Source organism: Candidatus Seongchinamella marina (assembly GCF_026262685.1).
Classification (GTDB): domain Bacteria; phylum Pseudomonadota; class Gammaproteobacteria; order Pseudomonadales; family Halieaceae; genus Halioglobus; species Halioglobus marinus.
The window spans coordinates 398,146-423,554 of record NZ_SHNP01000002.1 but is presented as its reverse complement, the minus strand read 5'-3'; the positions used below and the strand labels follow the sequence as shown (position 1 = coordinate 423,554).

Genomic DNA, 25,409 nt, shown 5'->3' with positions numbered 1-25,409 from the left:
GTTTCCAACTAAAAAATAATAATACGGATTGAGTATGTCGGATTCATACGCGGTTGCCGTGCTTGGCGGTGGCAGTTTCGGTACTGTTATCGGCAATATTGTCGCTGGCAACGGTAATCATGTTCAGCTTTGGCTGCGCAATGCTGGTCGTGCCCAGACTATCAATGAAAGCCACGAAAACACCGATTATCTTCCGGGCTACAGCCTGGACCACAAGCTGAGAGCAACCACTGACCTGCAGGAAGCTGTCTCTGCAGTAGATATCATCTTCGTGGCAGTGCCCAGTCAGTCTTTTCGCGAGGTGGTGCTCGAATTGCGCTCACTGATAGCCGCAAACACCCTGGTGATTAGCCTGACCAAGGGCATTGAACCCGGCAGCTTCAGCCTGATGAGCCAAATTTTGCTTGAAGAATTACCCGATAATCCCCGGGGTGTTCTGTCAGGCCCTAATCTGGCAGGGGAGATCGCCGCAGGTAAGGTATCTGCTTCGGTGATTGCCAGTGACCTGCGCTCCATTAACAGCCTGGTTCATGATTTGTTGCACTGCAATTCATTTCTTATCTACAGTTCACACGACATGTTTGGCGTCGAACTGGGTGGTGCGCTCAAGAACGTTTATGCCATTCTGGCTGGAGTCGGTGCGGCCCTGGGGTTCGGCGAAAATACTGTCGGTATGTTACTCACGCGTTCGTTGGCGGAGATGTCTCGCTTTGCCGTGCATATGGGTGCAAATCCCATGACATTTCTCGGTTTGTCCGGGGTAGGGGACCTGGTTGTAACTTGTTCCTCTGCTTTGTCGAGAAACTACCGAGTTGGGCTTGCCCTTGGCAAGGGGCAGCCGCTGGAAGAAATTCTGGGTGAGATGGACCAGGTGGCGGAGGGCATTAATACCCTTGGCCTCCTCAAAGCAGAGGCTGATCGGCGAGGAGTTCACATGCCTTTAGTCAAAGGCCTTTACGCTATTTTGTATGAGCATCGACCCGTTGTAGATGTGTTCGATGATATGATGCACACCGAGGAAGCACAGGACGTTGAATTTGTGACCCGTTAGTTCGATAGTCGAAGGAATAAGCATGATTCTTACCATCTGGCGCCATGGAGAAGCGGGCAGCGCCGTGACAGACCGAGTGCGTGAATTAACCGACCATGGACGCAGCGATGTTGACCGTGGTTGCCGTCGATTTGCGAACTACTGCGAAGATTACAAACTGCCACTGCCTGGACGGTTACTGTACAGTGAGTGGGTCAGAACCGAACAGACGTGTAATATTATTGAAACGCACTTTACGCAGGCTATTGCGCAATCTTCACGGGCGTTGATTCCGGGCTGTCGGCCCAACGAAGTCGATACAGCGCTTGAGAGCTTGCGAGCTGGTGGTGAAATCCCAGGCCATTTGCTATTGGTTTCCCATCAGCCACTCGTGTCATCGCTGATTGATTATTACCTGGGTGAATACGGACTGGTTGCTCCTTTGCTTCCCGGCGGGCTAGCAACGCTGGAAATGGATGCAGTAGGACCAGGCTGTGCTTCTCTATGCTTCAGTGTGCAACCGCCTCATTTCGAGACAAGCCAATGACGCCATCAGGCGCAACAGAACGTAGCTGGGAAGTTGATGGTTTGCATATTGCCGGGCTGTCCTGGGGAGATACTGAGAAAAAGCCCTTGCTGGCGCTGCATGGCTGGCTGGACAATGCTAATAGCTTTGCCATGTTGGCACCTCAGTTAGCAGACTTTCACGTTATTGCCCTGGACCTTACGGGGCACGGTAAGTCCAGCAGGCGTTCGGCCGATGCCACCTACGAGGTATATGATGATCTTCCCCAGGTTTTAGGCGTTGTCCAACAACTGGGCTGGGATCGCTTTGATCTTATCGGACATTCCAGAGGTGCCATTATTGCCTCTATCCTTGCCGCCAGTTTCCCAGAAAAAATTCATCACCTGGTTTTGCTGGATGGGGTTTCACCACCGCCGCTGGAAGCGGGTGAATTCGTCTCTCAAATGCGCCGCTATGTGATTGATAAAAAACGGCTTCAGAACCGGCAGACACGGATATACAAAAGCATGGATGTTGCTGTGTCGGCCCGAGAGGAGCAGGGGCTCAACGCAGAGGCATCACGACTCATTGTTTGTAGGAACTTAACTCCGGTGGAGGGAGGCTTCACCTGGGCGACCGATCCTCGCCTGCGAGGCGCTTCGGCGGTCAAACTCACCCAAGACCAGGTGGATGCAGTATTGCAGGAATTAACGATGCCTACCTTGCTGCTAATGGCAGAGAGAGGCCTGTCTGAGACTCACTCGAGCGAGTTTACATCCTTGGGTGATCGGGTTTCTGATCTGGTGCTGGAGACATTTCCAGGTGGTCACCATTTCCATATGGAGCAAGGGGTCGCTACACTCAGTATCAGGATTCAGTCATTCTTGTTCAATGAGGAGTTGTAGCGAATGATAAAGGGCTTTATAGCTTTGTTGGTAATGCCATTGACACTGGTATCTTTTGCATATGCAGAGCCAACAGTGGAGCTTTTAGCACGCTTTAACGCTTATCCACACGCAGTAATCGTCAATCAAAGCGATGCTTCCGTGGTTGATCACGAGATTGGTTTAGGTGCCATGCAGAAGGTGAGAGGCGCCTGGCGTTTCAAAACGAGTGAACGTCTAAACGGTAGATTGGTGCGTTATACCTGGCAAATTACCGACGGCTTTAGCTCTAGCGAGGTGTTGGCAGAGATCGAAGCGGCCGTAAAAGGTGGACAACTTCTGTTTTCCTGTGAGGGGCGCAGTTGCGGGCAGGGTGTGCAGTGGGCAAACCGGGTGTTTGGGGAGCGAGTGCTTTATGGCAGGGACGATCTGCAACGTTATCGGGTCTATGCCCCTACTGAGGGTGACGACTACCGACTGGTTTTATTCAGCTCCGCGCGAACGGCTGACCGTCAGTATTTGCACGCGGAGCTGTTGGAAATTAAACCCTAGTGCGTTAGGTTCGCAACTGCAGTATTTGGAGGAATTCGTCTCGCGTCGCCTGGCAGGAGCGAAAATTACCGAGCATTGCTGAGGTTTTCATCATAGAGTTTTGTTTTTCTACGCCGCGCATCATCATACACATGTGCCGTGCCTCAATAATCACGCCGACCCCGGATGCGTTGGTCACATCCATAATGGTCTGGGCAATCTGGGTGGTCAGAGACTCCTGAATTTGTAACCGGCGAGCAAACACGTCAACAATGCGAGCTACCTTGGAAAGACCCAGCACTTTGCCGGTAGGCAGGTAGCCGACGTGACACTTGCCAATAAAGGGCAGCAGGTGGTGCTCACACAATGAGTAAAGCTCCACATCCTGAACCAGCACCATCTCGCTGGACTCAGAGGGGAACAGAGCCTCGTTAACGACTTCATCAACCGATAAACCGTAGCCATGTGTCAGAAATTCAAAGGCCTTCGACGCGCGCTTCGGTGTATCGATCAAGCCGGGTCTGTCCAGGTCCTCTCCAATCGACTTGATGATTTCCGCCCAATGCTTTTCCAACGCTTATTCTCCCAGTATTTATAAGGGTTTTGGCCCACAGGGCCTACAGGTCGGGGATGGTATCAATCGAGCTTTGCCATAGCAAACCAGGCTTCATGGCGGTTAAACTGCGCCTATGAAAGAGTTTTCTGCTTTACACGCTCCCGACCTGACAGTGGGCCAGGCCATCCAGTTCTGCTGGGAACGGTTGAATGACAGCGACGTGTTTTATGGCCACGGTACAGATAACCCCTGGGACGAGGCAGTGCAACTGGTGCTGTCTGTTGCGCAGTTGCCAGTGGATGCGGATGACAGTGCGCTGCCACACCCAGTCGCAGCGCCTCAGGCAGAGGAAATTCATGCGTTGTTAACTCGCCGGATCGACCAGTACATGCCGCTACCTTACCTGCTCGGGCGAGCGTGGTTTGCAGGTCTGGAGTTTTCCTGTGATCGCAGAGCAATTATTCCCCGCTCTCCCATTGCCGAGCTGATTCTTCGCGATTACCAGCCTTGGTATTATGGCCCGCCACCGCAGACGATTCTGGACTTATGCTGCGGCGGGGGCTGTATTGGCCTCGCCGCAGCCCACCATGGGCAGGCTAGCGTTGACCTTGCTGATCTGGATGCGGACTCACTCGCGCTGGCAAAAGAAAATCGTGCGCGGCTGCAGTTAACGGACAGGGTGGAGATTTACCAATCGGATTTATTCGATGAGCTGCCTGAGAAACGCTATGACCTGATTTTATCTAATCCTCCTTATGTCGATAGCGCAGACCTCGCCTCCATGCCCGCCGAGTATCATCATGAGCCAGAGCTGTCGCTGGGCAGCGGCCCAGATGGTCTGGCTCTCACTCGCAGGATCCTTTCTCAAGCGGCAAAATATCTACACGAGGACGGTTTGCTGGTGGTGGAAGTCGGCAATAGCTGGGAGACGCTGGAGCAGGTTTATCCGCTGGTGCCTTTTACCTGGTTGGAGTTTGAACATGGCGGCCATGGGGTGTTTGCCCTTAACGCCAAGGAATTACAGGAATACAGCGCCAGTCTGTGTAGATAATCGGTATAATGACTGGCTTTAAACTAAGGTTGTGTAGGGTCAATGTCCGGTAACAGCATAGGAAAACTTTTCACGGTCACCAGTTTTGGTGAAAGCCACGGCCCGGCGCTGGGCTGTATCGTCGATGGCTGTCCTCCAGGTCTGGAGCTCAGTGCAGCAGACTTGCAGGGTGACCTGGATAGACGTAAGCCCGGCACCTCGCGGTTTACTACACAGCGCCGCGAGGCCGACGAAGTGCGTATTTTGTCGGGTGTTTTTGAAGGCAAAACGACGGGCACCTCCATCGGCATGCTTATCGAAAATACCGATCAACGCTCGAAGGATTATTCAGGAATAGCTAATACTTTCCGTCCAGCCCACGCGGATTACAGCTACAACCAGAAGTATGGCTTCCGCGATTATCGCGGTGGCGGTCGATCGTCTGCTCGTGAGACAGCCATGCGCGTTGCCGCTGGAGCGATCGCCAAGAAGTACTTGTTGAGCCGATACGGGATTGAAGTACGCGGTTATCTGGCGCAGCTAGGTCCCATTCGCGCGCAAACACTCGATTGGTCGTTGGTTGAAACTAACCCGTTCTTTTGCCCCGATGCTGATGCTATTCCGAAATTAGAAAAATACATGACGGCCCTTAATAAGGAAGGCAACTCAATTGGCGCGCGGATCAACGTGGTAGCGAGCAATGTGATGCCTGGGTTGGGCGAACCGATCTTCGATCGCCTCGATGCTGATATCGCGCACGCTATGATGGGTATTAATGCCGTGAAAGGAGTGGAGGTGGGAGCCGGTTTTGACAGTATTGAACAGAAGGGAACCGAGCATCGCGACTTGCTAACGCCCGAGGGGTTTGTCGGCAATAACGCGGGTGGTGTTCTAGGTGGCATTTCAAGCGGCCAGGACATTACGGTCAGTATCGCACTCAAGCCAACTTCAAGTATTCGCCAACCAGGGGCGACTATCGATACTCAGGGGCAAGCCATGGAAATGGTTACTCACGGCCGTCACGATCCCTGTGTAGGGATTCGAGCCACACCCATTGCTGAAGCGATGTTGGCGATCGTGCTTATGGATCATTTGCTGCGCCATCGTGGTCAAAATGCCGATGTGGTCTGCGATACACCTGCGATTCCTGCCGCCAGGCCAGAGTAAGCAGTTGAGTAAGGCTTCCCGAAAATACTATCGCACCTTGTTGCTGGGCGTGGCAGCTATGGCTGCCCTGGTCTGGTCTGCGGTCGATCAGTTCGGCATTCCCTGGGCTGACATGCTCAATCTGCTGCTAACGACAGTGGCTGTTATCGGGATGGTTATTGCCTGTGCTGCGGTCTGTGTTGGTTTGTGGGTCGGTCTAAGCAAACTATTGCATAAGGGCGAATAAGCCTATTCCAGGTCGATATCCAGAGTCATAGAGTTGGCGATTTCGTCTAGGGTGTCATGAAGATCATCCATATTGGTGCTTTCTGGAATCTGAGCGTCTATCCGGGCTTCGAACAGGAGTTCATTGCTCATGGCTGCACTGCAAACCTTGCTATCCATTTCCACCACGTTGATTTCGCGTTCCGCCAGCGCACGGGAAATTTCGCGGACTATTCCCAATCGATCGGGACCCAGAACAGTAAGAGTGATGGCTTTGGCTCCGTTAGTGAAAAAATCATCCGAGGTGGGCGTGACCCGCACGCTCAGACCGCTTAGGGACAGGGCCTTGAGTTTCGCCTCAAGGTCTGCGCCGCTGGCTGTAGGCAGGGACACCAATATTAGTCCCGCGAACTTGCCGCCTAATTGAGAGAGCCTGCTTTCGTGCCAATTGCCACTATTGCTTTCGATGACGCTGGATAGTTGTTCCACCAATCCAGGGCGGTCATCGCCGATAAAGGTAATGATGTAGGATGTTGCCACCAATTTGTCTCCACATTAAAACGCGCAGGTCGTATATTAACCCGCAATTGGGGCGCACAGAAGGAGCAAGCAAAAAAGATGTCTTCGTATGTACAGGTCCCACTTAATCGCCTGAGTGAGGATGTCTTGCAGGCGCTGCTGGAGGAGTTCGTCAGCCGGGATGGCACCGACTACGGTGCCGTGGAGTTGACCCTGGAGCAAAAGGCGGGCAACCTTCGCCGCCAACTCGAAAGGGAAGAGGTGGCGATTCTTTTCGACACCGAAAGTGAGCAATGGGACCTGGTGGCTGCAGATCAGCTGCAGGCGCTATTACAGGACTAGCACAGCCAAATGTCGATAGATGCGGACCACATTCTGAATGCTACAGGGCTACTTTGTCCTGAGCCGGTCATGCTATTACACAACAAAATTAGGGATGTGGGTGTTGATGAGGTTGTGCTGGTGGTAGCTACGGACCCGTCAACTGAGCGCGACATCCCGAAGTTTTGTCACTTTCTAGGACATACTTTATTGAAGCAGGACACACTTGATGGCCAATATCGCTTCTGGCTGCGCAAGAAAGGTGATGATTAATGGCTGCTGCAATAAGTTCGCAGAGCATGACATGTACCCGTCTTGAGACAGTATTTAACAGATGCTTTCAACAGTCTGAGAATACACGCCTGCTCGGTGGCGCGGCGGAGCCATTTTATCAGCCGGCTGAGCCGGAATATGACCTGCACTTATTATTCTATCGAGAAGACTTTTTTGCCAGTGCTCTGCACGAAGTTGCCCACTGGTGCATTGCCGGTGCACAGCGGCGCAAGCAAGTGGACTTCGGTTATTGGTATGCGCCGGAAGGGCGAAGCAACAAGCAACAAAAATCGTTTGAGGCAGTTGAGGTCAAACCACAGGCATTGGAGTGGTATTTTTCGCTGGCGTGTAGTTACCCTTTTCAAATCAGCGTTGATAATTTCTGCGACAGCGGTGAGCTACCCGATACTCACTGCTTTCGAAGCAGCGTAGCTGCGCAGGCAAGGCAGTGGCAGTTCGATGGCCTGCCTGTTCGCGCGCTGCAGTTTTTTGAGTCGCTGTCCGACGAATTCAAAACCGGAGTCGATATAGACAGCCTTAATTTTGAGGCCGAGGCACTGGCCTGATCATGAAGCAACGCGTCTGGCTACTGGACTCCTCGATCTACATATTTAGAGCCTGGTTTTCCATGCCTGATCAGTGGCATACAGCCGACGGAATGCCGCTAAACGCGGTCTACGGTTACGCCAGCTTCCTATGCGACTTCGTCAAGCGAACACAGCCGTCACCCTGGCTGGCTGCGGCCTTTGATGAAAGTTTGGGCAGTTGCTTTCGCAACGAGTTATATCCGGGTTACAAGGCCAGTCGAACCTTGCCAGATGAGGCCCTGGCGTTCCAGCTGCGGGCGTGCAGAACATTGACCGATTTATGCGGTATTCCCAGTTACGGTGGCGAGCGTTACGAGGCAGATGATTACCTGGCCACGCTGGCAAGACTCGCTCGTACGAAAAAGCTGTCAACCACCGTGGTCACTCGCGATAAAGACCTGGGGCAGTTGCTGGTAGAGGATAACGACCAATGGTGGGATTTTGCATCTGATCAGACTCTGGATCGCGCTGCTTTTCAAGCTCGCTTTGGCGTCCTGCCTGACCAGTTCGCTGACTATTTGGGGCTGGTAGGTGATAGCGTCGACGATATTCCTGGGGTGCCCGGCGTCGGTGCAAAAACTGCGGTCGCTGTTATCTCCAGCCTGGGTGGCCTGGATGATATAGAACGAAACATAGACAGCGTTGCAGCGCTGCCCCTGCGCGGTGCGTCGCGAATCAAGGACAGATTGCAGGAACATTGGCCACAGGCATTACTCTCCAGGGAGTTAGCGCGCCTGCAAAGTGAAATTCCGGGCCTGGAAAACCTGCCCGAGTTTCGTCTGACCACTGAGTCTACCGAACGCGTTGCTAACTATCTCGACTCGCTCGGCATGGGCGGGCTACTGGTCAAGCGTTGGCGGGCACTGGGGGCTGAGGCGTAAATATTGTGACTTTGCGTATTTTAGTAGATGAAAATATACCCGCGGTTGAAGCTATTTTAGGCTCCGGGGTCGATATCTTGCGATCGCCAGGTAGAAATCTTTGCCGTGATCAATTGCAGGATGTGGACGCTCTCCTGGTTCGTTCAGTCACTCGGGTAGACGCTAATCTGTTGGCAGGCACTCCGGTTCGCTTTGTGGGAACCGCCACTAGCGGGACCGATCATGTGGATCTGAACTGGCTACGATCTGCGCAGATCGGATTCGCCTTTGCGCCGGGTGCCAATGCCAATTCGGTTGTGGAATATGTGATTGCAGCCATTGCCTATAACGGCAATTACCTTGAGCGGTTACGAGCTGGTGGTACTGTCGGTGTGGTCGGCTATGGCCTCGTTGGCAAGGCGCTGGTGGCACGGCTTTCAGCTCTGGGTATAGCTTACCGGATCTGTGACCCCTGGCTGTCGGAGCCTAGCGTACCCGGACACGCCACGCTTAAAGAAATACTCGCCTGTGACCTGATCTGCCTGCACCCGGAATTGACTCATAGGGAACCCTGGCCTAGTTATCATCTGTTGGGCGAAGCTGAGCTGGCCGCCTTAGCCAAAGAGCAACTGGTGATCAATGCCAGCCGTGGCCCCATCATCGACGGCAATGCGCTGCTGGAAAGACTCAATCACCCTGATAGTCCTGCTGTGGTTTTAGATGTGTGGGAGCATGAGCCGCAAGTCGATGCTGAGTTGTTGGCAAAAGTCCAGCTGGGTACTGCGCATATCGCGGGCTATAGTTTCGACGCTAAGCTGCGAGCCACACACATGTTGTGTTCAGCCATGGTGGCTAGTCTGGGCATCAATCTGCCAGAGCTTCCAGACCAAGCACTTGCTGCCAGGAAACCTCTCTGTTTGCCTGAGCATCTGTCGATTGAAGATTCTCTCAGAGCATTGATTCGCTGTTGCTATCGCATTGAAGAAGACGATCATTTGCTGCGTCGTGCGACGCTGGATCGCGCTTCCGACACACAAGCCCAGGAGTTTGATCAACTTCGTAAAAACTACGCGAAGCGGCGTGAACTGGCAGGGCAATCTGTCCTTGTTCAGGATTTGCTGGGCCCGCAGGCCACACTGGTCAGCGCTATGGGCTGTGTCCCGATTGCTGGGGATGATTAGCTCATGCCTGCTTTAACTCTCGGGTTTATTGTCAATCCTCTGGCAGGTCTGGGCGGTAGCCGCGGACTCAAAGGCAGTGACGGTGCTGAGCTTCGCTCATTGGCAATGACCCTGTCTCCGGCTGAGAAGCAGCGTTCAAATGATCGAGCTGCGAGGGCAATGCAATGTCTGTGCACCATCGAGCATGTCAGTATTTTGACCTGGGGTGGGGCAATGGGTGGGGACCTTTGCGCTTCGCTTGGGCTCTCACATCGCAGCGTTGGGCAACATGACGCAACGCTTAGCGCGGCCGCTGATACACGCCTTGCTGCCGAGGCAATCATGGCCGCAGGGGTAGACGTGCTGGTATTCGTGGGGGGAGATGGCACTGCCCGGGATATCTTCGATGTCGTAGGCGACAGCTTTCCTGTTCTGGGAGTTCCTGCCGGCGTAAAAATGCACTCTGGCGTGTTTGCTGTCTCTCCTGAAGCTGCTGGAGAGCTGCTCAAGGAGCTAGCGATGGGTGGTCTCGTCGGCTTGCGTCGACAGGAAGTCAGGGATATTGATGAGGACGCGTTTCGCCATGATCAGGTCCGTAGCCGCTTTTACGGTGATATGCAGGTCCCAGGCGAAGGGCGCTACCTGCAGCACACCAAAGTGGGTGGAAGAGAGAGTCAAGAGTTAGTGGCGGCAGACATTGCGGCATGGGTGACCGAGCAGCTGGAACAGGGGTTTCTGTATATTATTGGTCCAGGTTCAACGACGGCGGCGATTATGGCAGAGCTCGGTCTGGACAATACACTGTTGGGCGTCGATGTAGTGCGCGACCGGCAATTATTGTTGGCAGACGCAAACGAAGTTGACTTACTCGATATAATCGCCGAATACTCAGATCCGGCAAAAATTTTTGTCAGCGCAATTGGCGGGCAAGGCCATGTTTTTGGCCGTGGCAATCAGCAATTATCGCCACAGGTTATCCGCGCGGTAGGCGTTGACGGTGTGTCCGTGGTGGCCGCAAAATCAAAGATCAGCAGTCTGGATGGTAGGCCGCTACTGGTGGATACCAATGACCCGCAGCTGGATGCAGAGCTCTGTGGCTACCGCGAGGTCATAACAGGTTACGATGACCGAATACTGTATCCGGTCGCGAGCATGGTTAAAACGGAGGAAGCATGAAAGACAACGAATACTGGCGTGACAAACTCACTGAAGAAGAATATAAAGTCTGCCGCGAGAAAGGTACCGAGCAGCCGTTTACAGGCGAATACTGGGATACAACCGAAGACGGCGTATACCATTGTCGCTGCTGTGGCGAAGCATTGTTTATGTCTGACAGTAAGTTTGACGCAGGCTGTGGTTGGCCCAGCTTCTTTAGACCGGCAGATGCCGAGGTAGTAGAGGAAGCTTCAGACCATACCCATGGAATGACCCGAACTGAAATCATGTGTAAGAAATGTGGTTCTCATCTTGGACACGTGTTTGAAGACGGTCCCCAGCCCACGGGTCTGCGCTACTGTGTGAATAGTCTTTCGGTGAAACTGAATAATTAAATGGCGTCCCCTAGGGGGTTCGAACCCCTGTTACCGCCGTGAAAGGGCAGTGTCCTAGGCCACTAGACGAAGGGGACTTAGGGTCTCACTTGAGAGTGGCGCGCAGTTTAGGGTCCGTGCCAGGGGCAGTCAAGCCTCAGTCTGGGATTTTCTTGTCAGATTTTTTGCTGTAACTTCAGTGGCTTAGATATCAACGCAAGAACGACCTGTAGGGTCCAATGAAGATATACGGTGACGACATGTTCGGCAGGCCGGCTTATTCCTGCACCCCTGTGACCTATGAGTCAGTGATCGCGCTGCAAATGCCTTCGGCAGGGCTCGCCGGGCTGGGTTGTATCAGGGCAAGCGCCAGCTGCATGGAGATGCAAACTTCATGAAGATACTGCTGTTAGCCAACAGCGATCTGGCGAGCAATTATGCTTTAAACCTGCTGCTTCCGCGATTACAGGGTCACGAATTAAAGCTGCTATTGTCTTCCTCGGTCGGCAGCTCAAGCCAGCATGGACCAGAGTTACAGGCGCTAAAGTTCTTTGAGCAACAACTCTTCAGTGAGCTCGTCTTTCCGCTTTTGTGCGAGGCTTCCGCGCCGGGTATGACTGGCTTCGATGGATTTTCGCGCTTCCTGTCTGAGCCAGTCTCGATTGAGAATAATATCAACTCGACGGCCAGCCTTGCGCGCGTTACGAGTTTTTCACCAGAATTGATTGTTTCGATCCGTTACGGCGGGATTCTCAAAGGCCCGCTTATCGCCATGCCCAAGATGGGCGTGATTAATCTTCACTCCGGGAGGCTACCCCAATACCGGGGAGTAATGGCCTCGTTCTGGGCTATGTTGTCCGGCGATGAGGCACTGGGCACCACGTTGCATACCATTGATGATGGCAGTATCGATACTGGCAGGGTGATCGCTTCGACCAGCGCGGTGCTCGATAGAGAGAAGTCTTATCTTGGCAACGTATTGGACTTGTACGGATCGGGAGTAGAGATACTGGTGCAGGCAATTGCAGCTCTCGCTAGCGGGGAAACTCTATCGTGCACTGAACAGCAACAAGGAGGGAGCTACTACTCCTTCCCGTCGGCCCAAGATCTCGAGCGTTTTACTGCTATGGGCTATGTTCTTTACAGCCCGCAGGAAGTGCTTGCATTTGCCCGTGAGCATTATCTCGGTGGCCAGCAGGCAACAGTTTTACAATAAACTTGAATGGGGATTGATTGATGATTAAATACTTTTTTTCGTTATTAACAATGCTGGCAACCACATCGCTGGCAGCGCCATTGCTCACGACCACTCAATCCTGGGACGCCGGGAGTATTGCTTACCCAGTCGGGCAGGCGGAGATCGCATCGATTGTCCTGCATTTGGAGGAGGGCAAAGCTGCCCCTTTTCACTGCCACCCAGTGCCAACAATGGGGTATGTGCTGCAAGGAACGGTGCTAGTGGAGACGAAGTCGGGGAAAGCAACCACTATAGCGAAAGGCGATGCGCTGGTAGAGGTCATGCGCACCGTGCATAGAGGTATCGCTGTTGATGGCCCTGCTGAGCTTGTTGTTTTCTATGCGGGGGCGGAAGGTATACCTCATACTGTGCTGCCGTCAGATGATCCTGGCGGTGTGCACTGTGATGATTAAAATCGCCGGCTACTTGTTGTTGCAGGGAAAAGCCCGTTGTAAGGCGTCTACCATCACCAGTGAAAACGGAACTTGAATACCGAGTTCAGAAAATTCCTGGTACTCCGCCGCTCGAGCTTTGAGTTCTTTTTGGAATAGCTTCAATGCAAGTTCGTCGGTCATTTGTTGATCGTCAGGAATACACCAGGACTTCTTGTTTTCCGGCACATCGCTGGAAGCCATGAACAGGCCGTCTAGAAGACCGTCCAGGTACATTCGGACCTGCAAGTCGATTGCCGCGTTATCTTTACCGTGTTTTTCCCGCATTTCATAATAACCATCGACTGTAAGGGCAGCATGGGCATTTCCCGCCAGTATGAAAACCAAGGCAACTGCGGTACGTGTCATAAACATCACCCCTCCAGGGCATAGTCGGTTGGAATCAAGCTCGCCAATGGTGTCACTATTGTAGCTTTAACAGGCTGGCTCGCGCGTCTCGCAGGTTGAGTGTTTCGCCTCTTTCGGCAGCTTCGTAACGCATATCGTCGAGCTTTTGGTAGGCAGCTATTTCGTCGTCGGGCATGTAGTGCAGACACTCTCCGCCAAGGAACCACAGCAAGTCTCTCGGGAATGTCGGTGCAAAGTCCGGGTAGGTAGTGAACAGGCGTGATACCAGGTTGGGGCCATCTGCGTACAAGTCGCTGTCATCTTTCCCAAGGATGGTAAAACGACCTGCGAGTTCCCTCAGCGAATCACCCTCGGGCAAATGTTCCAAGCGCTTTGTCATACTGGTTGAAAATTCTGCCAGTTGTTCCTGGCAATGGCTGGCATATTGAGAATCGTTCATGGTGAATATCGTCTAGTGGCGTTAATGCAGGTACAATGCGCGTTTTATTGAGGCGCCATAGTTTCCAAATGATACCAGCACTTACCATCAAAAACCTCTCTAAGGTCTACGACAACGGCTTTGAAGCCCTCAAGGGCATCAGCCTTACAGTAGAACAGGGTGATTTTTATGCGTTACTCGGTCCCAATGGTGCCGGAAAATCTACCACTATAGGAATTGTTTGCTCGCTGGTTAGCAAAACAGACGGACAGGTACAGGTTTTTGATGCCGATATCGACGAAGATTTTCCTGCGGCCAAAAAATATATCGGCATCGTGCCCCAGGAATTTAACTTCAACATGTTCGAGACGGCGTTTGATATTGTCGTCAATCAGGGCGGCTATTATGGCATGCCAGTCAAGCTCGCCCGCCAACGTGCTGAAAAGTATCTGAAAGAGCTGGGCCTTTGGGATAAGCGAGCGGTGGCGACACGAACTTTGTCGGGTGGCATGAAGCGCCGCTTGATGATCGCGCGGGCATTGGTACACCAACCGAAGTTGCTAATTTTGGATGAACCGACGGCAGGCGTGGATATTGAGATGCGCCGGTCCATGTGGGATTTCCTGCAAAAAATTAATGCCGAGGGTACGACTATTATCCTGACTACGCACTACCTCGAAGAAGCCGAAGCCTTGTGTCGGCATATCGGAATTATCAATCACGGTGAAATTGTAGAAGACACGTCAATACGCGAACTTTTGCGTCGTCTGCAACGCGAGGTATTTATTCTCGACAGCGTGGAGGACTTGCCAGAAGATTTGTCGCTTCCGGGTTTTGTTGCGCGGCGCATAGACGCACACAGCATGGAAGTCGAAGTCGAGAAAGGGCAGCATATCAACCAGGTCTTCGCCGCTCTCGATGCGCAGGGTATTCACGTGAGTAGTATGCGCAACAGGGCCAATCGGCTGGAGGAAATGTTTGTGAGCCTGGTGGAGGGTGCCGCATGAATGCCAGCGAACAATGCCGTGCTTTCATGACCATAGTGCGTAAAGAGATAAAACGTTACCTGCGTATCTGGCCACAAACCCTGCTGCCTTCGGCGATTACAATGTCCTTGTACTTTGTTATTTTCGGCTCGTTAATAGGCTCTCGCATTGGTGAAATGGGCGGATTCAGTTACATGGAGTTCGTAGTGCCTGGGCTAATCATGATGGCGATTGTTACCAATTCCTACTCTAACGTGGTGTCCTCGTTTTTTGGTTCCAAGTTTAATCACAGTGTGGAAGAGTTGCTGGTTTCACCCACGCCAAACTACGTGATATTGCTGGGTTACGTGGTCGGTGGCGTTACTCGGGGTCTGTTTGTGGCTATTGTAGTTACTCTGGTCTCCCTGTTCTTTACCCGTCTGCACATTCATAATTTCTTTATTGTCATTGTGATTGTGCTGATGACATCGACACTGTTCGCGCTCGCCGGATTTATCAACGCGGTGTTCGCCAACAGCTTTGATGATATTTCTATTATTCCGACGTTCGTGTTAACACCGCTTATCTACTTGGGAGGCGTGTTTTATTCGATGGATTTATTGCCGGACTTCTGGGCAGGTGTATCAAAACTCAATCCATTGGTTTACGTAGTTAACGCCTTCCGCTATGGCGTGCTAGGCGTCTCCGACGTTAACCTGCTTTTTTCTTTTGGCATGATAGGGCTGTTTACCGCTGTAGCGTTCGCCTTTAGCATGCACTTGCTCAATAGCGGCAAGCGCTTGAGGCAGTAGGCGAGTGAGCGATCCGAAGACGGAGTTACTGCTTGGGAAAAATGTTCCTGTAGTAGAAGCGTACAGCCCGCAGCTGCTTTATCCCATTGCCAGATCAACGGCACGGGCAGAGCTTGGTTTGACAGAGGAATTGCCTTTTAACGGGGTCGACTTGTGGCACGCCTACGAGGTTTCGTGGCTCGATGAGCGCAACAAACCGGTTGTCAGGGTGGGACGCTTCTTTATTCCCGCAGACTCGCCGGCGATGGTCGAGTCAAAGTCCTTCAAGCTTTATCTTAACTCACTGAATGGCTCTCGTTTTTCTGCAGAGACGGCGGTGTCTGAAACCCTCAAAAAGGATATTGAGAATACGGTCGGGGCAAGCATTGAGCTTGAGTTGCTGCCGGTTGATGCCGCTGAACTTGATGGCGGTATTCCAGACGGGCTTTGCATCGATGACCTGCAGATCAGCATCGACAGTAGCCCTCCAGGCGTGAATTTGCTGCAGGCAGGTGAGGAACTAGTCGAGGAGGCTGTTTACAGTCACCTGCTGCGCTCCCTGTGTCCAGTGACTGGTCAGCCAGATTGGGCCACGGTCTATATTCGTTACCGCGGCAGAGCGCTGACACATGAAAGTCTCCTGCGTTACCTTATTGCCTTTCGCAAACACCAGGAGTTCCATGAGCAGTGCGTAGAACGCATGTATTGTGATATTCACAAGCTGGTGAGCCCGGAATTTTTGGAAATACAGGCGTTTTACACCCGACGCGGCGGTCTGGACATAAACCCGTTTCGCAGTAGCGACGCCAATCCCATTCCACTATCCAGAATGAATCGACAGTAACTGCCAATAGGGCACCGCTTCAAGGCTCGCGGGACTGGAAACTGATAGCGCTTATGGTATTATGCGCGCCCTTATGGTGAGGTGGCCGAGTGGTCGAAGGCGCACGCCTGGAAAGTGTGTAACGGGAAACCGTTCGAGGGTTCGAATCCCTCCCTCACCGCCACATAAGTCGTTGTTTTTATTATTTTTTACGAATCGCAGCGCATCACAGGCCCATAATAGGCCCAATTCCTCGTCAAAGTGTTCAAGATCCAAACCTAATTGTTGCCCCACGATCCCGGCTAAAAGTGGCGTATCGTCGGGAATGAATTTGGCGTAATGACGGATCAACATGTCCTAGAGAAGACCCCCTTACGATGGACCTTTTTACCTGTCCTATACTTAAATTTTCATCCTGCTTTTGATGATGGCTGCTATGACGTCGACGAACTAGGGGTCAAGGTAGTCAATGTTCTGAAGGGTTTTGAGGTCTAGGGCACCGCTGAACAACGCTGTGATACGGTGGTGACACGCTAACTTGAGGTTATGGGTTGGCGCTACGCCGGTGAGGCAAGACCGGCCGTTAGGGTGTTATCAGTCCCCAGTTTGAGTTCTATTGCCACATAAATATGACTCGTGATGTCCGCTTTTTGCGCAGAAGGAAATTAATTTTTCAGCACCACTCGTTACTGTGCAGTGAGTGGACAGGGTCGGCGGTTTTTGTGGTAACTGAAGTGGCGCTTCAAATATAATGTCTCGCTGGAATGACATCACATCGCGCGGGGGTGAATGAATGAAAACGAGCTGCTCAAAGCCGTCATTGGTTACGCCCGCACTGGTTTCAGGGATGGGTGTGGTCATTTGCATCTGCAGGAGACAGTGAATTTCTGCTCGCTTTTCAGTGACCTAAGTAGTCCGCATTTACGGGTTGCCTGCGCTGGTATTGCCTCGCTTCAGGGCGTTATTTTTCCAGAAGAACGGCTAGATATTCAAAATGCTCACCCAAAGCGGCGCCGCGAGTTCATTGCCGGTCGACGAATGGCACGGCAGCTTAGCCAGTCACTGGGTTTTCCTGACTATTCCCTGAGGCGTTCTGCACAGCGAACGCCTCTATGGAGACATGGAGCCACCGGCAGTATTTCCCATAGCGCGACGATTTGTGCAGCAGCAGTGGCACGTAAGGCCGCCATTCCGGCCCTGGGTATCGATATCGAAGCGTTGGGCCGGGTGAGGCCTGAGTTGTGGGGCTCGATATTTACGGAATCAGAGCAGGAATTTCTCTACGCGCTCAGCACTATAGAGGCGTGCCTGGCCGCCACAGTTATGTTCTCTGCAAAAGAGAGCTTTTATAAACTTCAGTACTCCATGACGGGCAATTGGGTTGGCTTTCACGATGTAGAGGTTAAGTTAATTGATGAGTCGCGCTGTCGAATTGCGCCCGTATCGAGTCAAGCTGATGTCTGGCATCAGCCCGATATTCACGTCGAGCGAGTTGGGTCAGATCACGTGGCAACGTTAATGCACATGAAGTGACACAAGTGACGTAATGAACCATAAGCAGCAGACAGCAAGTTATCGAGTCCCTAAGTGATTGAGTTTGCGGCTATTTCGGCTTACATTGCGCTTCCGCTTTTAAACAATTTTTGACTGCGAGATGGCATGAGAAATATACACACCTCAGTTTTGGAAGCCATCGGTGAAACGCCGATGATTCAGCTGGAGAGGTTCGGGGCGAGGGTCGAGCCAACACTGCTCGCAAAGCTTGAATTCACTAACCCCGGGGGTAGCATGAAGGATCGAGCAGCGCTTGGCATGGTGGAGTGGGCCGAGCGTGAGTATGCTTTGCAGCCACAGGACGAAATTATTGTATCTACCTCCGGTAATCTCGGACTTGGTATGGCGATGGTTTGTGCCGTAAAAGGCTACCGGTTAACCTGTCTTGTAGACCCCAAAGTAAATCCCTCCACCGAGCGGTGCATGCAACTTCTCGGTGCCGAGTTGGTAAAAGTTGATGAGCAGGATCATACTGGCGGCTACCACCTGTCCCGCTTAGATCGCCTGGAGTCTCTGCAGAAAGAGCGCCCTCGGGCCGTCTACCTCGATCAGTACGACTGTCAGGCCGCAATCGACGCTCATCGGACCACGACAGGTCCTGAAATCTTTGCTCAGGTTGAAGGGAAACTTGATGCAATAGTGATGGCGACAGGTACCGGCGGGAGTTCAATGGGGGTGGCCCAGTTTTTGCGAAAACATTCACCCAAGACCGAGATCTGGCTAGTGGACGAAAAGGGGTCGCTGGCGTTACCCGATAATGGAGGTGCAGCCCCTCGTTTTCTGAACGGGCTCGGTACCAGCATTGCTCCCGCAAACTTCGGGGGTGCCGAGGTGCATCAATATGTCGATCATATTGTGTATGTCAACGCCGAAGAAAGTATCGCCGCCGCAGCTGAGCTGGCGTTGTCCGAAGGAATTCTCGTAGGCGGCTCCGGTGGTGCCGTCGTTCATGTCATGAAAAATTTGGTTGCCTCGAATTTCCAACTCGGCAGCACAATACTGTCACTCATTCCTGATCATGGCAGTCGTTACACGCAAACTCAATTCGATCCGGAATGGCTTTGCTCGATGGGGCTCGATGTGCCCTCAGTTACTTATTCTACAGTTGTGAAGCAGGACGCTTAAACAGATGACGTCGTCGACTCTTTTTCTGTCACAGAATGACCTGATTGCTGCGGGTGCAACCGATATTGATCTTATCGGCAGTGTTCTAACGCAGGCTTTTCGGCTTCACACGGAGCAGGATTTTACTGCGCCACCCAGTAGCTTTTTAAAGCGTTCCGACTGCCCACATGTTGCCGATCGCATTATTGGTCTGTCTGCTCATGTAGGCGGTGAATTCAACATGGAGGGCATTAAATGGGTCGCCAGTTCGCATGTAAACCCCGACCACGGTCTACCCCGGGCCAATGCAGTCATTATTTTGAACGATCCTATTCACCGCCTGCCTGTAGCTATTATGGAAGGTGGGCTTATCAGCGCAATGCGAACGGCAGTCGTACAAGGCTTGGCGGCTAAGTACCTGGCCAGACCTGACGCGCAAACGGTGGGTCTAGTTGGCGCCGGTCGGATCGGTGCGCTGACGTTGTGGACTTTGTCTCAGTGGTTTCCACATATCAGTGACTACCGAGTATTTGATGTATCGGCAGAACGAGCCCGCGCTTTCCAAGAGCACATGGAGCGGCAAGGCGTGAATGTATCGATCGTGAAATCTTTTCAAGCGGCGTTGGCCCCAGCAGATATTGGCATCACTGCCACTACTGAATCGACGCCCTATGTGACTGCAGATGAATTTAAATCAGGGTCGCTATTTATGAATGTTTCGCTGATGGATCCGCAGTTTGATTTCGTGATGGCTGCAGACAAAGTTATAGTGGACGATTGGGAGCAGTGCGTGCATTCGGATAGGGTGCTGGCCAGAATGCATCGAGAGGGATTGCTTGATCGAGCGTCCATTCATGGCGAATTCGGTGAAGTGGTGTGCGGCAGTATTGCAGGCAGGGAGCACCCTGATGAGCGAATATTCTGGAACCCATTTGGTCTGGCGATAGAGGATATAGCGGTAGCATCGGTGTTGTATGAGCGGTCGCTGGCACGGCCGCTAGGCCAGTCGATACAGTTGGTCGATCAGGAGTGGGACGTCCTTTTTTGATGACGACGAATAGCTCGGGGGGCCGTCTTGAGTTTCTTGATGTGCTTCGGGGTGTAGCGTTATTTGGCATTCTTACCGTCAATGTCTTCAGTTTCGGTGCTGAGTCTGCGGCGTGGGTCACCGCCCCTGATAGGGTGGCGTGGCATATCAAGTATTTTTTCTTTGAGTCGAAGTTCTGGTCGTTATATAGCCTTTTGTTCGGTATGGGGTTCTACCTGCAAGTATCGTCCGAGGGCTATTCCATGATCAAAAGCATTCGGCGCCTGACCGCGTTGATGCTGATTGGTTGCCTGCATGCCCTCCTGTTCGAGGGAGATATTTTGATGCTGTATGCCGAATTAGGGCTGCTATTACTTGTAGCGTACCGATGGCCTACCGCGATGTTAATGTCGTTGGGCGTGGTGCTGTTAATGAGCTTTCCTTTGGGGCATTTTTTTGCGGGTGACCGGGGTGACGATTGGCCGGCTAAGGACCATGCAGAGGCCCTGGAGTGGCTTCAATCCGATCGGGTGGATGCGGTTGAAGCCGTGGGAACGCTTCCCGAGGTTGCGATTTACCATGCCCAGTTTATACCTGAGAGGTTCTGGGAGGATTGGCAGTATCCGGATTCTGGATTTCTAGTACTTGCCCACTTTATTTTTGGTTTCTGTTTCATGCGAGGCGGCTGGCAATGGCTGCGTGCCTGTTCTGGGATTCAATTGCGCAGGATGTGCCTGGGGTTCTGGAGCCTGGGCATTGTTCTGATGTGTGTGGAGCGCTACCTGACGCATCGGTATGGATATTCGCTTTTCGAAGAGTCCGTGGCCTCAGAAGGGCTAGTTTTGCTCGGAGATTTGACCTACCTACTGGCTACCGTCAGTCTTAGCACTGCGTGGTTTTTGAGCGTATGGATCTGGGTTGACTGCGGAGCTTTTCGGCGGCTGAGAGCTTCTCTAGCGACTGCGGGGCGGCTGAGCTTGAGCTTATACCTTACCCAGACACTGGTATTTACCAGCGTCTTTTATGGATATGGGCTGGGTTATGCTTATCAATGGGGTCCGCTGTCAGTAATCTGCTTTGCCGTATTCGTCTTCTTTTTGCAGTTACTGCTGAGTGCTTACTGGAGTCGATACTTCATATACGGGCCAGTGGAATGGCTGTGGCGTGTGTTCACCTACTTTGAATGGGAGCCGATTCGGCGCAGCCCTGTCAATCGCTGACAGGTCGGTTCGACGGCCATATTTTCTTTAGTACCTGAGGCGTTGTCCTAGTCATAGTCAGCGCCGGATGGGAGCGGCATCGCAGGGTTGCCTGCGTGTATGCCACGGCTGAGGTGCATGGCTTTGAAAATAAGCGACTGGGGATGCACGGTGACGCCGGCTTCCAGGTTAGCACCGCCCATCAGCATTGAGCCGCAGTTAATAACAGTTCCTGCCCCTATCTTTGATCGCTTTACGGTCAGCAATCGTTCCTCAAAGCTGTGCAACTGCAATTGGCTGTTTACGATACAGTCGCTGCCAATGTCCACCGCGTGCCAGTCTGACATTTGAAGAGGCTGCCCGATCAGGGAACGTTTTCCGATTCGGCATCCAAACCTACGTAAAACTGGATTGGCTAGTGCGGTACCTGACAAGGCAGTGAGTGTGCCCGACAGAAGCTTGAAAAAGCAATCCTGCGCCAGAAAATAGCTGAAGTGGCGTATTGACCAAAAAGGTGTTGTGTTATCTCGGCCCCAGTGCGCACCCACCAAAATATTTTTCAACCCAAGCGCGATTAAGAACAACAGAAAAGGGGCGAAGAGGCTGGTGATCAAAGCCGCGGAGATGTTACTAAAGCCTAATGTGTTGAGCGTTATAAGCAATAGCCCCCCCAGAAAAACCGTGAGGCCCGGCACAATCGCAACGGAGGCGAAGTCATTCAATAGGAATCGTGCCAGAAATATTCCCAGAGAGGGTGATGGGTGAACAGGTTGTGTCCGCCGCGTTGTTGTACCTATTTCAAGCGGAGGGTTGCCCGCAAGCACGCGTGGGATGTCAGGGCGATCCCGGTACTGGTTCCGATATAGGTGAGGCCCGATGCCAGTGGAGACCCCCAAGAGAAGGTTTCCGGGCAAAGGACCGTTCTCTACCATGGCATTGTTGCTGGCGAAAAATCCTGCCGGCAAGTCAATCGGCCGAGCTAATAAAAATCCACCATGCTCATCCAGAACGTTGCAGTAGCAACCCTGCGCCACAAAGATATTGGCGTCAGCGGTGAGATGCTCTGGCAGCAGGTTGACCAGGGCGTCACATTCAGAAGCGCCCACTTTGGAAAATTTTACGCCGGCCAGGGCCCGAAGATATTGCCCCGTCAAGCTCCAGCCCCACATGTGCTGTATCTGATTCATTTTCTGTTGCCTGTAACGGGCGAGGGTACCATGCAGGCTGGTCGAGGAAATCCAGCCTGATCGTGTCGGTGTGAGGCGCAAAAATCCGCACAATAACAGTGAACTTGCCAGGACGCCCAGCCAGATGCCTACAGTACCGGCACCGGCAACCGCCAGTAGATCGGGCCAGTTTATCTGTTCAAATCCCAAAGTGGCTTTATTGAACGCGTCAAACCCTAGAATGTAGGTGCTTACAAGTGCGATAGCTGATCCGGGCAGAATGATCAGAGTTAACTCGAGCACCATTTGGAAAAAGACGTTGCGTGTATCTGTTATCCCCGCTTTAAAAGGGCCCATTTTGGTTGACTGCGGCGCTGTAAATGGCTGGGCGGCGCCGACTACGCGCCCCGGTACGCCATCAACTTGCACATTTTCACCGGTAATTGCGGATAATGAGGACATGGGCGTAAGCCATGAATTCGCGCCTAAATAGGCGCCGCTGTAGACCATGCCTCGGCTTCCGACACGTGCAGCCGCGCAAATATGAACAGGTTTGACGGTGCAGTGCTCACCCTCCCAGACCACCATACTGATTTGAGCTCCCGCTTGAATAATGGCGTTACGCTCTACTGTCAGTAATGACAGTGGGCCGAACCACTCTGTGCTTTGTGATATGTTTGCGCTCGCGTGAACGCTGGCACCGAGTTTACGCAACATCCAGTTGTAAAGCAGTTGACTGCGCAGTCCCTTGGATAATGGGCGTATAACAAAATCCGTTTGCTGTTCAGCCCACCATAGTTGCAGGTGCTGCGCCGAGAATTTCTGATATCTGCCGGGTGCGATTTCAGGCAGAAACCCAGACCAGCCCATAACCGCGCCCAGCGCCTTAACCCAGAGCAAGTTAACAAACGGGACCAGCATGTACAGGCCGTAAACAACGATTGTGGCGGTGATGAAGCCTGTTATGTCGCCTGCCAGAAGCAGTTCTTCTGGATTGACAATAGCCAGGCCCAGAACCGCGAAAACGAAGAGCGGCAGCCGAAGAGTTATGGCGCCGACGGCCTGCATCAGGCTGAAGTGACGAAACGCCAATGGCGTGTCTTGAGCTACGTCCCGCTGTTTTTGATCTTTAGACGCCCTCGCGCTGACTCTTTCATCGCGCGTTTTTGCAGCGGCGTCACTGTTGATGCCGAGATCTGCGATTTTTCCTGCACTGCGATGATCGCTAAGTAGACTCCTCACGCTGACGTCGTAGCCCGCGCTTTGCAGAGTCTGGGTGAGTTGGGCGACAGCGATAGAATGCGCGCCCCAGTCCATGAAATCGTCATGCCAATTAAGGGATGCACCCAATTCAGCCCGGCACATCGCAAGGACCGCCGGGTCTCTCTCGTGGTCACTTTCTGGGTCTTGTCCGGCAATCGATTCACCTGAACCGTCGGCAACGAAAAATTGTGATATCTGTGGCAGTGCTTGGCGGTCAATTTTGCCTGAGGCGGCGACTAGCTCGAATTTGTCCACCATAAAGAACCGAGTGGGTATGGCGTGGGGTGGGTGCGACTTGCCTATCAGTGCTTGTGCCCGCGAACGAATAGAAGAGGGCAGGGCTCTGATGCTGCCTTTTTCATCGGACTCCTGCCAGAGTTTAGGTGAGCGAACCAGCGCTACCAGTTCATTATTCTGACTACTCAGTACCGCTGTTTCGACGTCCGCGAAATGGTCTTGCAAGATTGACTCAATGGGCTGTGCTTCAACCCTGAACCCACGTACTTTTAATTGTGAGTCCAGACGACCATGGAAATGTACCCTCATTGTGTAGGCATCAACATGGCAGCGATCTCCAGAGCGATAGAGACGACCATAGGTAGGATGGTGAATGAATTTCTCGCGTGTGATTACATCCAGATTGCGATAACCCCTGGCCAACTGACAACCACCGATGCAGAGTTCGCCTTCCTCACCATGCGGCATAAGGCGCAGCGTGCCGGGCTCAAGGATATGGTATGACACGCCGGGGAAAGGGCTGCCGATGGTAACGGGTTCATCAGGCCTGAGCAGTTGGCGACTTGTATCGGTGCTCACCTCCGTTGGGCCATAGGTATTAACTATTTGGCGGCGAGCCGCCGACCAGGCAGGCACGAGCGATGCGGGGAAGGCCTCACCAGCGGGCACGATGTAGCGACAAACCGGATAAGGTAAATCTGTTGCGGGCTTATCGGTGAGCGTTGAGAGCAGTACAGGCGGGCAAAACAGCGTCGTAATGTTGTGTTGCCGAAGTATAGGGAGTAGGCCCGGCCCGGAACGAAGTTCGGCCTTGGTCAACAAGACGACTTCGCATCCAGCGAGCCAGGCGCTATACATTTCTGAAATACTGCCGTCATAGCCTAGCGAAGATGTTAACGAGGTGGCATCGCTCTCTGGTACGAAGTCAAAAAACTGCGCATACGACTTGGCGAGGTTGATGTAGCCCGCATGATGACACTCGACGCCCTTCGGAACGCCTGTCGTGCCGCTGGTATAAAAAATCGAAGCCAGTCTCTCCTGTGGATCATCGAGCCAGGCGGGTGACTGCTCTTGACGTAGTGTCATGTCCTCAAGGTTCTGGGCAGCTGCGTCAGCATACTGGTTCGGTTGAAGCTCGTCAGGGCGCAATACGGGAACGTCGAGGCCAGCCACTGACTCCTCGGAAATCAGTAGCACCGGTGCTGCATCCAGCAAGGTTTGTTGGCACGCTGCCTCTGGTGCCTCTGGGTCCAGAAATAACTGTACGCCGCCAGCTTTTAGGATCGCCAAGTGGATCGCTACTATATCGGCTGTATTTTGTTCCAGGCGCACCGCGACTACTTGGTCCGGACCTGACAGATAGAAACCGATGCGATTCTTAAATTGCTCAGCTCGCTCGTTGAGCGCCCTATAGCTGAGCGTTTCGCCGGTACTCGCAACAGACAAAGCAGTCAACTCGGGGAAGGTAGCCGCTGATCGCTCAAACAACTCATGTAGCCATTGTGTATCCTGCTGGTGGCTATGAGTGCCCCAGGGGTTTTCGGGTGCTGGGTTGGACAAGAAGGGTTTGGGCGAAGCTGGACGAGTAGTCTCAGCTGCAATCAATCGATATCGGAACCACGCTGCGGTTACAGCCGCTGGAATGATCACCATCCATATTAGTGACATG

The 25,409-nt window shown here is 52.7% G+C and carries 29 protein-coding genes and 2 tRNA genes; 25 read left to right on the top strand and 6 right to left on the bottom strand.

The annotated features are described in order from the left end of the window. Positions 1–34: 34 nt before the first annotated feature. Genes EYC87_RS06905 through EYC87_RS06890 form a run of 4 tightly spaced genes read left to right on the top strand, consistent with a single transcriptional unit; the run spans position 35 to position 2,971 of the window. The gene (locus EYC87_RS06905) at positions 35–1,051 is read left to right on the top strand and encodes an NAD(P)H-dependent glycerol-3-phosphate dehydrogenase (RefSeq protein ID WP_007227841.1); all 1,017 of its coding nucleotides are present in this window, start codon (positions 35–37) and stop codon (positions 1,049–1,051) included. A 22-nt stretch (positions 1,052–1,073) separates the two neighbouring features. Continuing rightward, the gene (locus EYC87_RS06900; protein ID WP_279252235.1) at positions 1,074–1,577 is read left to right on the top strand and encodes a SixA phosphatase family protein; all 504 of its coding nucleotides are present in this window, start codon (positions 1,074–1,076) and stop codon (positions 1,575–1,577) included. Further along, positions 1,574–2,440 (top strand): alpha/beta fold hydrolase, encoded by an 867-nt coding sequence (locus tag EYC87_RS06895; protein ID WP_279252234.1) that lies wholly within the window; start codon positions 1,574–1,576, stop codon positions 2,438–2,440. The genes EYC87_RS06900 and EYC87_RS06895 overlap by 4 nt, the downstream gene beginning before the upstream one ends. A gap of 3 nt (positions 2,441–2,443) precedes the next feature. Next, entirely contained in the window at positions 2,444–2,971 is a 528-nt protein-coding gene (locus EYC87_RS06890) for a DUF4892 domain-containing protein (RefSeq protein ID WP_279252233.1), read from the top strand. A 4-nt stretch (positions 2,972–2,975) separates the two neighbouring features. Here the strand turns inward: EYC87_RS06890 and folE are convergent, their stop codons facing one another. After that, complete coding sequence (folE, locus tag EYC87_RS06885; protein ID WP_279252232.1) at positions 2,976–3,524, bottom strand: GTP cyclohydrolase I FolE; 549 nt, start codon at positions 3,522–3,524, stop codon at positions 2,976–2,978. A 115-nt stretch (positions 3,525–3,639) separates the two neighbouring features. Here folE and prmB point away from each other — a divergent pair, with 115 nt between their 5' ends. The 3 genes from prmB to EYC87_RS06870 are packed head-to-tail and all read left to right on the top strand — an operon-like array spanning position 3,640 to position 5,929. Then, entirely contained in the window at positions 3,640–4,557 is a 918-nt protein-coding gene (prmB, locus tag EYC87_RS06880; protein WP_279252231.1) for a 50S ribosomal protein L3 N(5)-glutamine methyltransferase, read from the top strand. A gap of 42 nt (positions 4,558–4,599) precedes the next feature. Then, a complete protein-coding gene (gene aroC / locus EYC87_RS06875) occupies positions 4,600–5,703 on the top strand; it encodes a chorismate synthase (RefSeq protein WP_007227975.1) in 1,104 nt (367 codons plus the stop codon). Between the two features lie 4 nt (positions 5,704–5,707). After that, positions 5,708–5,929 (top strand): hypothetical protein, encoded by a 222-nt coding sequence (locus EYC87_RS06870; RefSeq protein WP_279252230.1) that lies wholly within the window; start codon positions 5,708–5,710, stop codon positions 5,927–5,929. 2 nt (positions 5,930–5,931) lie between these two features. Here EYC87_RS06870 and EYC87_RS06865 read toward each other — a convergent pair whose 3' ends face one another. Then, positions 5,932–6,447: a glycine cleavage system transcriptional repressor gene (locus tag EYC87_RS06865; protein ID WP_279252229.1), complete on the bottom strand. Its 516-nt coding sequence runs from the start codon at positions 6,445–6,447 to the stop codon at positions 5,932–5,934. Positions 6,448–6,525: 78 nt separating this feature from the next. On the opposite strand from EYC87_RS06865, the gene EYC87_RS06860 reads away from it, so the two are divergent. From EYC87_RS06860 to msrB, 7 genes are read left to right on the top strand one after another with little or no spacing between them, the layout of a single operon-like run. After that, on the top strand, positions 6,526–6,768 hold the full coding sequence (locus EYC87_RS06860; protein WP_279252228.1) for a YheU family protein: 243 nt from the start codon (positions 6,526–6,528) through the stop codon (positions 6,766–6,768). Between the two features lie 9 nt (positions 6,769–6,777). Beyond that, entirely contained in the window at positions 6,778–7,020 is a 243-nt protein-coding gene (gene tusA, locus EYC87_RS06855) for a sulfurtransferase TusA (RefSeq protein WP_007227744.1), read from the top strand. Continuing rightward, positions 7,020–7,586, top strand: coding sequence for an elongation factor P hydroxylase (locus tag EYC87_RS06850; protein ID WP_279252227.1), 567 nt, complete (start codon positions 7,020–7,022; stop codon positions 7,584–7,586). The genes tusA and EYC87_RS06850 overlap by 1 nt, the downstream gene beginning before the upstream one ends. 2 nt (positions 7,587–7,588) lie before the next feature. After that, on the top strand, positions 7,589–8,488 hold the full coding sequence (locus EYC87_RS06845; protein WP_279252226.1) for a 5'-3' exonuclease: 900 nt from the start codon (positions 7,589–7,591) through the stop codon (positions 8,486–8,488). A 5-nt stretch (positions 8,489–8,493) separates the two neighbouring features. Beyond that, positions 8,494–9,648 (top strand): 4-phosphoerythronate dehydrogenase, encoded by a 1,155-nt coding sequence (locus tag EYC87_RS06840; RefSeq protein ID WP_279252225.1) that lies wholly within the window; start codon positions 8,494–8,496, stop codon positions 9,646–9,648. 3 nt (positions 9,649–9,651) lie between these two features. Continuing rightward, the gene (locus EYC87_RS06835; RefSeq protein WP_279252224.1) at positions 9,652–10,803 is read left to right on the top strand and encodes an ATP-NAD kinase family protein; all 1,152 of its coding nucleotides are present in this window, start codon (positions 9,652–9,654) and stop codon (positions 10,801–10,803) included. After that, a complete protein-coding gene (gene msrB, locus EYC87_RS06830; RefSeq protein ID WP_007227833.1) occupies positions 10,800–11,177 on the top strand; it encodes a peptide-methionine (R)-S-oxide reductase MsrB in 378 nt (125 codons plus the stop codon). The genes EYC87_RS06835 and msrB overlap by 4 nt, the downstream gene beginning before the upstream one ends. Position 11,178: 1 nt before the next feature. Here msrB and EYC87_RS06825 read toward each other — a convergent pair. After that, positions 11,179–11,254 (bottom strand) — tRNA-Glu (locus tag EYC87_RS06825). 141 nt (positions 11,255–11,395) lie between these two features. Here EYC87_RS06825 and EYC87_RS06820 point away from each other — a divergent pair. Genes EYC87_RS06820 through EYC87_RS06810 form a run of 3 tightly spaced genes read left to right on the top strand, consistent with a single transcriptional unit; the run spans position 11,396 to position 12,806 of the window. Then, positions 11,396–11,554: a hypothetical protein gene (locus EYC87_RS06820; RefSeq protein ID WP_279252223.1), complete on the top strand. Its 159-nt coding sequence runs from the start codon at positions 11,396–11,398 to the stop codon at positions 11,552–11,554. After that, complete coding sequence (locus EYC87_RS06815) at positions 11,551–12,372, top strand: formyl transferase (RefSeq protein WP_279252222.1); 822 nt, start codon at positions 11,551–11,553, stop codon at positions 12,370–12,372. Before EYC87_RS06820 ends, EYC87_RS06815 begins: the two co-directional genes overlap by 4 nt. Positions 12,373–12,392: 20 nt before the next feature. Then, on the top strand, positions 12,393–12,806 hold the full coding sequence (locus EYC87_RS06810) for a cupin domain-containing protein (protein WP_279252221.1): 414 nt from the start codon (positions 12,393–12,395) through the stop codon (positions 12,804–12,806). 9 nt (positions 12,807–12,815) lie between these two features. On the opposite strand, the gene EYC87_RS06805 is transcribed toward EYC87_RS06810, so the two are convergent. Together EYC87_RS06805 and EYC87_RS06800 are read right to left on the bottom strand one after the other, a co-directional pair. Continuing rightward, complete coding sequence (locus EYC87_RS06805) at positions 12,816–13,193, bottom strand: Rap1a family protein (protein ID WP_279252220.1); 378 nt, start codon at positions 13,191–13,193, stop codon at positions 12,816–12,818. Between the two features lie 55 nt (positions 13,194–13,248). Continuing rightward, the gene (locus EYC87_RS06800; protein ID WP_279252219.1) at positions 13,249–13,632 is read right to left on the bottom strand and encodes a PA2817 family protein; all 384 of its coding nucleotides are present in this window, start codon (positions 13,630–13,632) and stop codon (positions 13,249–13,251) included. A gap of 68 nt (positions 13,633–13,700) precedes the next feature. Here EYC87_RS06800 and EYC87_RS06795 point away from each other — a divergent pair, with 68 nt between their 5' ends. The 8 genes from EYC87_RS06795 to EYC87_RS06760 all read left to right on the top strand — a co-directional run bounded on the left by EYC87_RS06795 (position 13,701) and on the right by EYC87_RS06760 (position 21,095). Then, a complete protein-coding gene (locus tag EYC87_RS06795; RefSeq protein ID WP_007227681.1) occupies positions 13,701–14,618 on the top strand; it encodes an ABC transporter ATP-binding protein in 918 nt (305 codons plus the stop codon). Continuing rightward, positions 14,615–15,388, top strand: a complete 774-nt coding sequence (locus EYC87_RS06790) for an ABC transporter permease (protein WP_279252218.1) — start codon at positions 14,615–14,617, stop codon at positions 15,386–15,388. Before EYC87_RS06795 ends, EYC87_RS06790 begins: the two co-directional genes overlap by 4 nt. A gap of 4 nt (positions 15,389–15,392) precedes the next feature. After that, positions 15,393–16,211 carry an NADPH-dependent 7-cyano-7-deazaguanine reductase QueF gene (queF, locus tag EYC87_RS06785; protein WP_279252217.1) on the top strand — a complete coding sequence of 273 codons (819 nt, stop codon included), beginning with the start codon at positions 15,393–15,395 and terminating at the stop codon, positions 16,209–16,211. A gap of 75 nt (positions 16,212–16,286) precedes the next feature. Continuing rightward, a tRNA-Ser gene (locus EYC87_RS06780) sits at positions 16,287–16,374 on the top strand. Between the two features lie 605 nt (positions 16,375–16,979). Then, a complete protein-coding gene (locus EYC87_RS06775) occupies positions 16,980–17,723 on the top strand; it encodes a 4'-phosphopantetheinyl transferase family protein (RefSeq protein ID WP_279252216.1) in 744 nt (247 codons plus the stop codon). Between the two features lie 126 nt (positions 17,724–17,849). Then, on the top strand, positions 17,850–18,869 hold the full coding sequence (locus tag EYC87_RS06770; protein WP_007228029.1) for a PLP-dependent cysteine synthase family protein: 1,020 nt from the start codon (positions 17,850–17,852) through the stop codon (positions 18,867–18,869). Between the two features lie 4 nt (positions 18,870–18,873). Continuing rightward, on the top strand, positions 18,874–19,896 hold the full coding sequence (gene sbnB / locus EYC87_RS06765; RefSeq protein WP_279252215.1) for a 2,3-diaminopropionate biosynthesis protein SbnB: 1,023 nt from the start codon (positions 18,874–18,876) through the stop codon (positions 19,894–19,896). Beyond that, a complete protein-coding gene (locus EYC87_RS06760) occupies positions 19,896–21,095 on the top strand; it encodes a DUF418 domain-containing protein (protein ID WP_279252214.1) in 1,200 nt (399 codons plus the stop codon). Before sbnB ends, EYC87_RS06760 begins: the two co-directional genes overlap by 1 nt. A 47-nt stretch (positions 21,096–21,142) precedes the next feature. On the opposite strand, the gene EYC87_RS06755 is transcribed toward EYC87_RS06760, so the two are convergent. Next, positions 21,143–25,408 (bottom strand): non-ribosomal peptide synthetase, encoded by a 4,266-nt coding sequence (locus tag EYC87_RS06755; RefSeq protein ID WP_279252213.1) that lies wholly within the window; start codon positions 25,406–25,408, stop codon positions 21,143–21,145. Position 25,409 lies beyond the last annotated feature (1 nt).

Bases quoted from the DNA above. Each gene is read 5' to 3' on its own strand.
- EYC87_RS06905 (WP_007227841.1), top strand. From the start codon at position 35: ATGTCGGATTCATACGCGGTTGCCGTGCTTGGCGGTGGCAGTTTCGGT.
- EYC87_RS06900 (WP_279252235.1), top strand. From the start codon at position 1,074: ATGATTCTTACCATCTGGCGCCATGGAGAAGCGGGCAGCGCCGTGACA.
- EYC87_RS06895 (WP_279252234.1), top strand. From the start codon at position 1,574: ATGACGCCATCAGGCGCAACAGAACGTAGCTGGGAAGTTGATGGTTTG.
- EYC87_RS06890 (WP_279252233.1), top strand. From the start codon at position 2,444: ATGATAAAGGGCTTTATAGCTTTGTTGGTAATGCCATTGACACTGGTA.
- prmB (WP_279252231.1), top strand. From the start codon at position 3,640: ATGAAAGAGTTTTCTGCTTTACACGCTCCCGACCTGACAGTGGGCCAG.
- aroC (WP_007227975.1), top strand. From the start codon at position 4,600: ATGTCCGGTAACAGCATAGGAAAACTTTTCACGGTCACCAGTTTTGGT.
- EYC87_RS06860 (WP_279252228.1), top strand. From the start codon at position 6,526: ATGTCTTCGTATGTACAGGTCCCACTTAATCGCCTGAGTGAGGATGTC.
- tusA (WP_007227744.1), top strand. From the start codon at position 6,778: ATGTCGATAGATGCGGACCACATTCTGAATGCTACAGGGCTACTTTGT.
- EYC87_RS06850 (WP_279252227.1), top strand. From the start codon at position 7,020: ATGGCTGCTGCAATAAGTTCGCAGAGCATGACATGTACCCGTCTTGAG.
- EYC87_RS06845 (WP_279252226.1), top strand. From the start codon at position 7,589: ATGAAGCAACGCGTCTGGCTACTGGACTCCTCGATCTACATATTTAGA.
- EYC87_RS06835 (WP_279252224.1), top strand. From the start codon at position 9,652: ATGCCTGCTTTAACTCTCGGGTTTATTGTCAATCCTCTGGCAGGTCTG.
- msrB (WP_007227833.1), top strand. From the start codon at position 10,800: ATGAAAGACAACGAATACTGGCGTGACAAACTCACTGAAGAAGAATAT.
- EYC87_RS06820 (WP_279252223.1), top strand. From the start codon at position 11,396: ATGAAGATATACGGTGACGACATGTTCGGCAGGCCGGCTTATTCCTGC.
- EYC87_RS06815 (WP_279252222.1), top strand. From the start codon at position 11,551: ATGAAGATACTGCTGTTAGCCAACAGCGATCTGGCGAGCAATTATGCT.
- EYC87_RS06810 (WP_279252221.1), top strand. From the start codon at position 12,393: ATGATTAAATACTTTTTTTCGTTATTAACAATGCTGGCAACCACATCG.
- EYC87_RS06805 (WP_279252220.1), bottom strand. From the start codon at position 13,193: ATGACACGTACCGCAGTTGCCTTGGTTTTCATACTGGCGGGAAATGCC.
- EYC87_RS06800 (WP_279252219.1), bottom strand. From the start codon at position 13,632: ATGAACGATTCTCAATATGCCAGCCATTGCCAGGAACAACTGGCAGAA.
- EYC87_RS06795 (WP_007227681.1), top strand. From the start codon at position 13,701: ATGATACCAGCACTTACCATCAAAAACCTCTCTAAGGTCTACGACAAC.
- EYC87_RS06790 (WP_279252218.1), top strand. From the start codon at position 14,615: ATGAATGCCAGCGAACAATGCCGTGCTTTCATGACCATAGTGCGTAAA.
- EYC87_RS06775 (WP_279252216.1), top strand. From the start codon at position 16,980: ATGAATGAAAACGAGCTGCTCAAAGCCGTCATTGGTTACGCCCGCACT.
- EYC87_RS06770 (WP_007228029.1), top strand. From the start codon at position 17,850: ATGAGAAATATACACACCTCAGTTTTGGAAGCCATCGGTGAAACGCCG.
- sbnB (WP_279252215.1), top strand. From the start codon at position 18,874: ATGACGTCGTCGACTCTTTTTCTGTCACAGAATGACCTGATTGCTGCG.
- EYC87_RS06760 (WP_279252214.1), top strand. From the start codon at position 19,896: ATGACGACGAATAGCTCGGGGGGCCGTCTTGAGTTTCTTGATGTGCTT.
- EYC87_RS06755 (WP_279252213.1), bottom strand. From the start codon at position 25,408: ATGTCACTAATATGGATGGTGATCATTCCAGCGGCTGTAACCGCAGCG.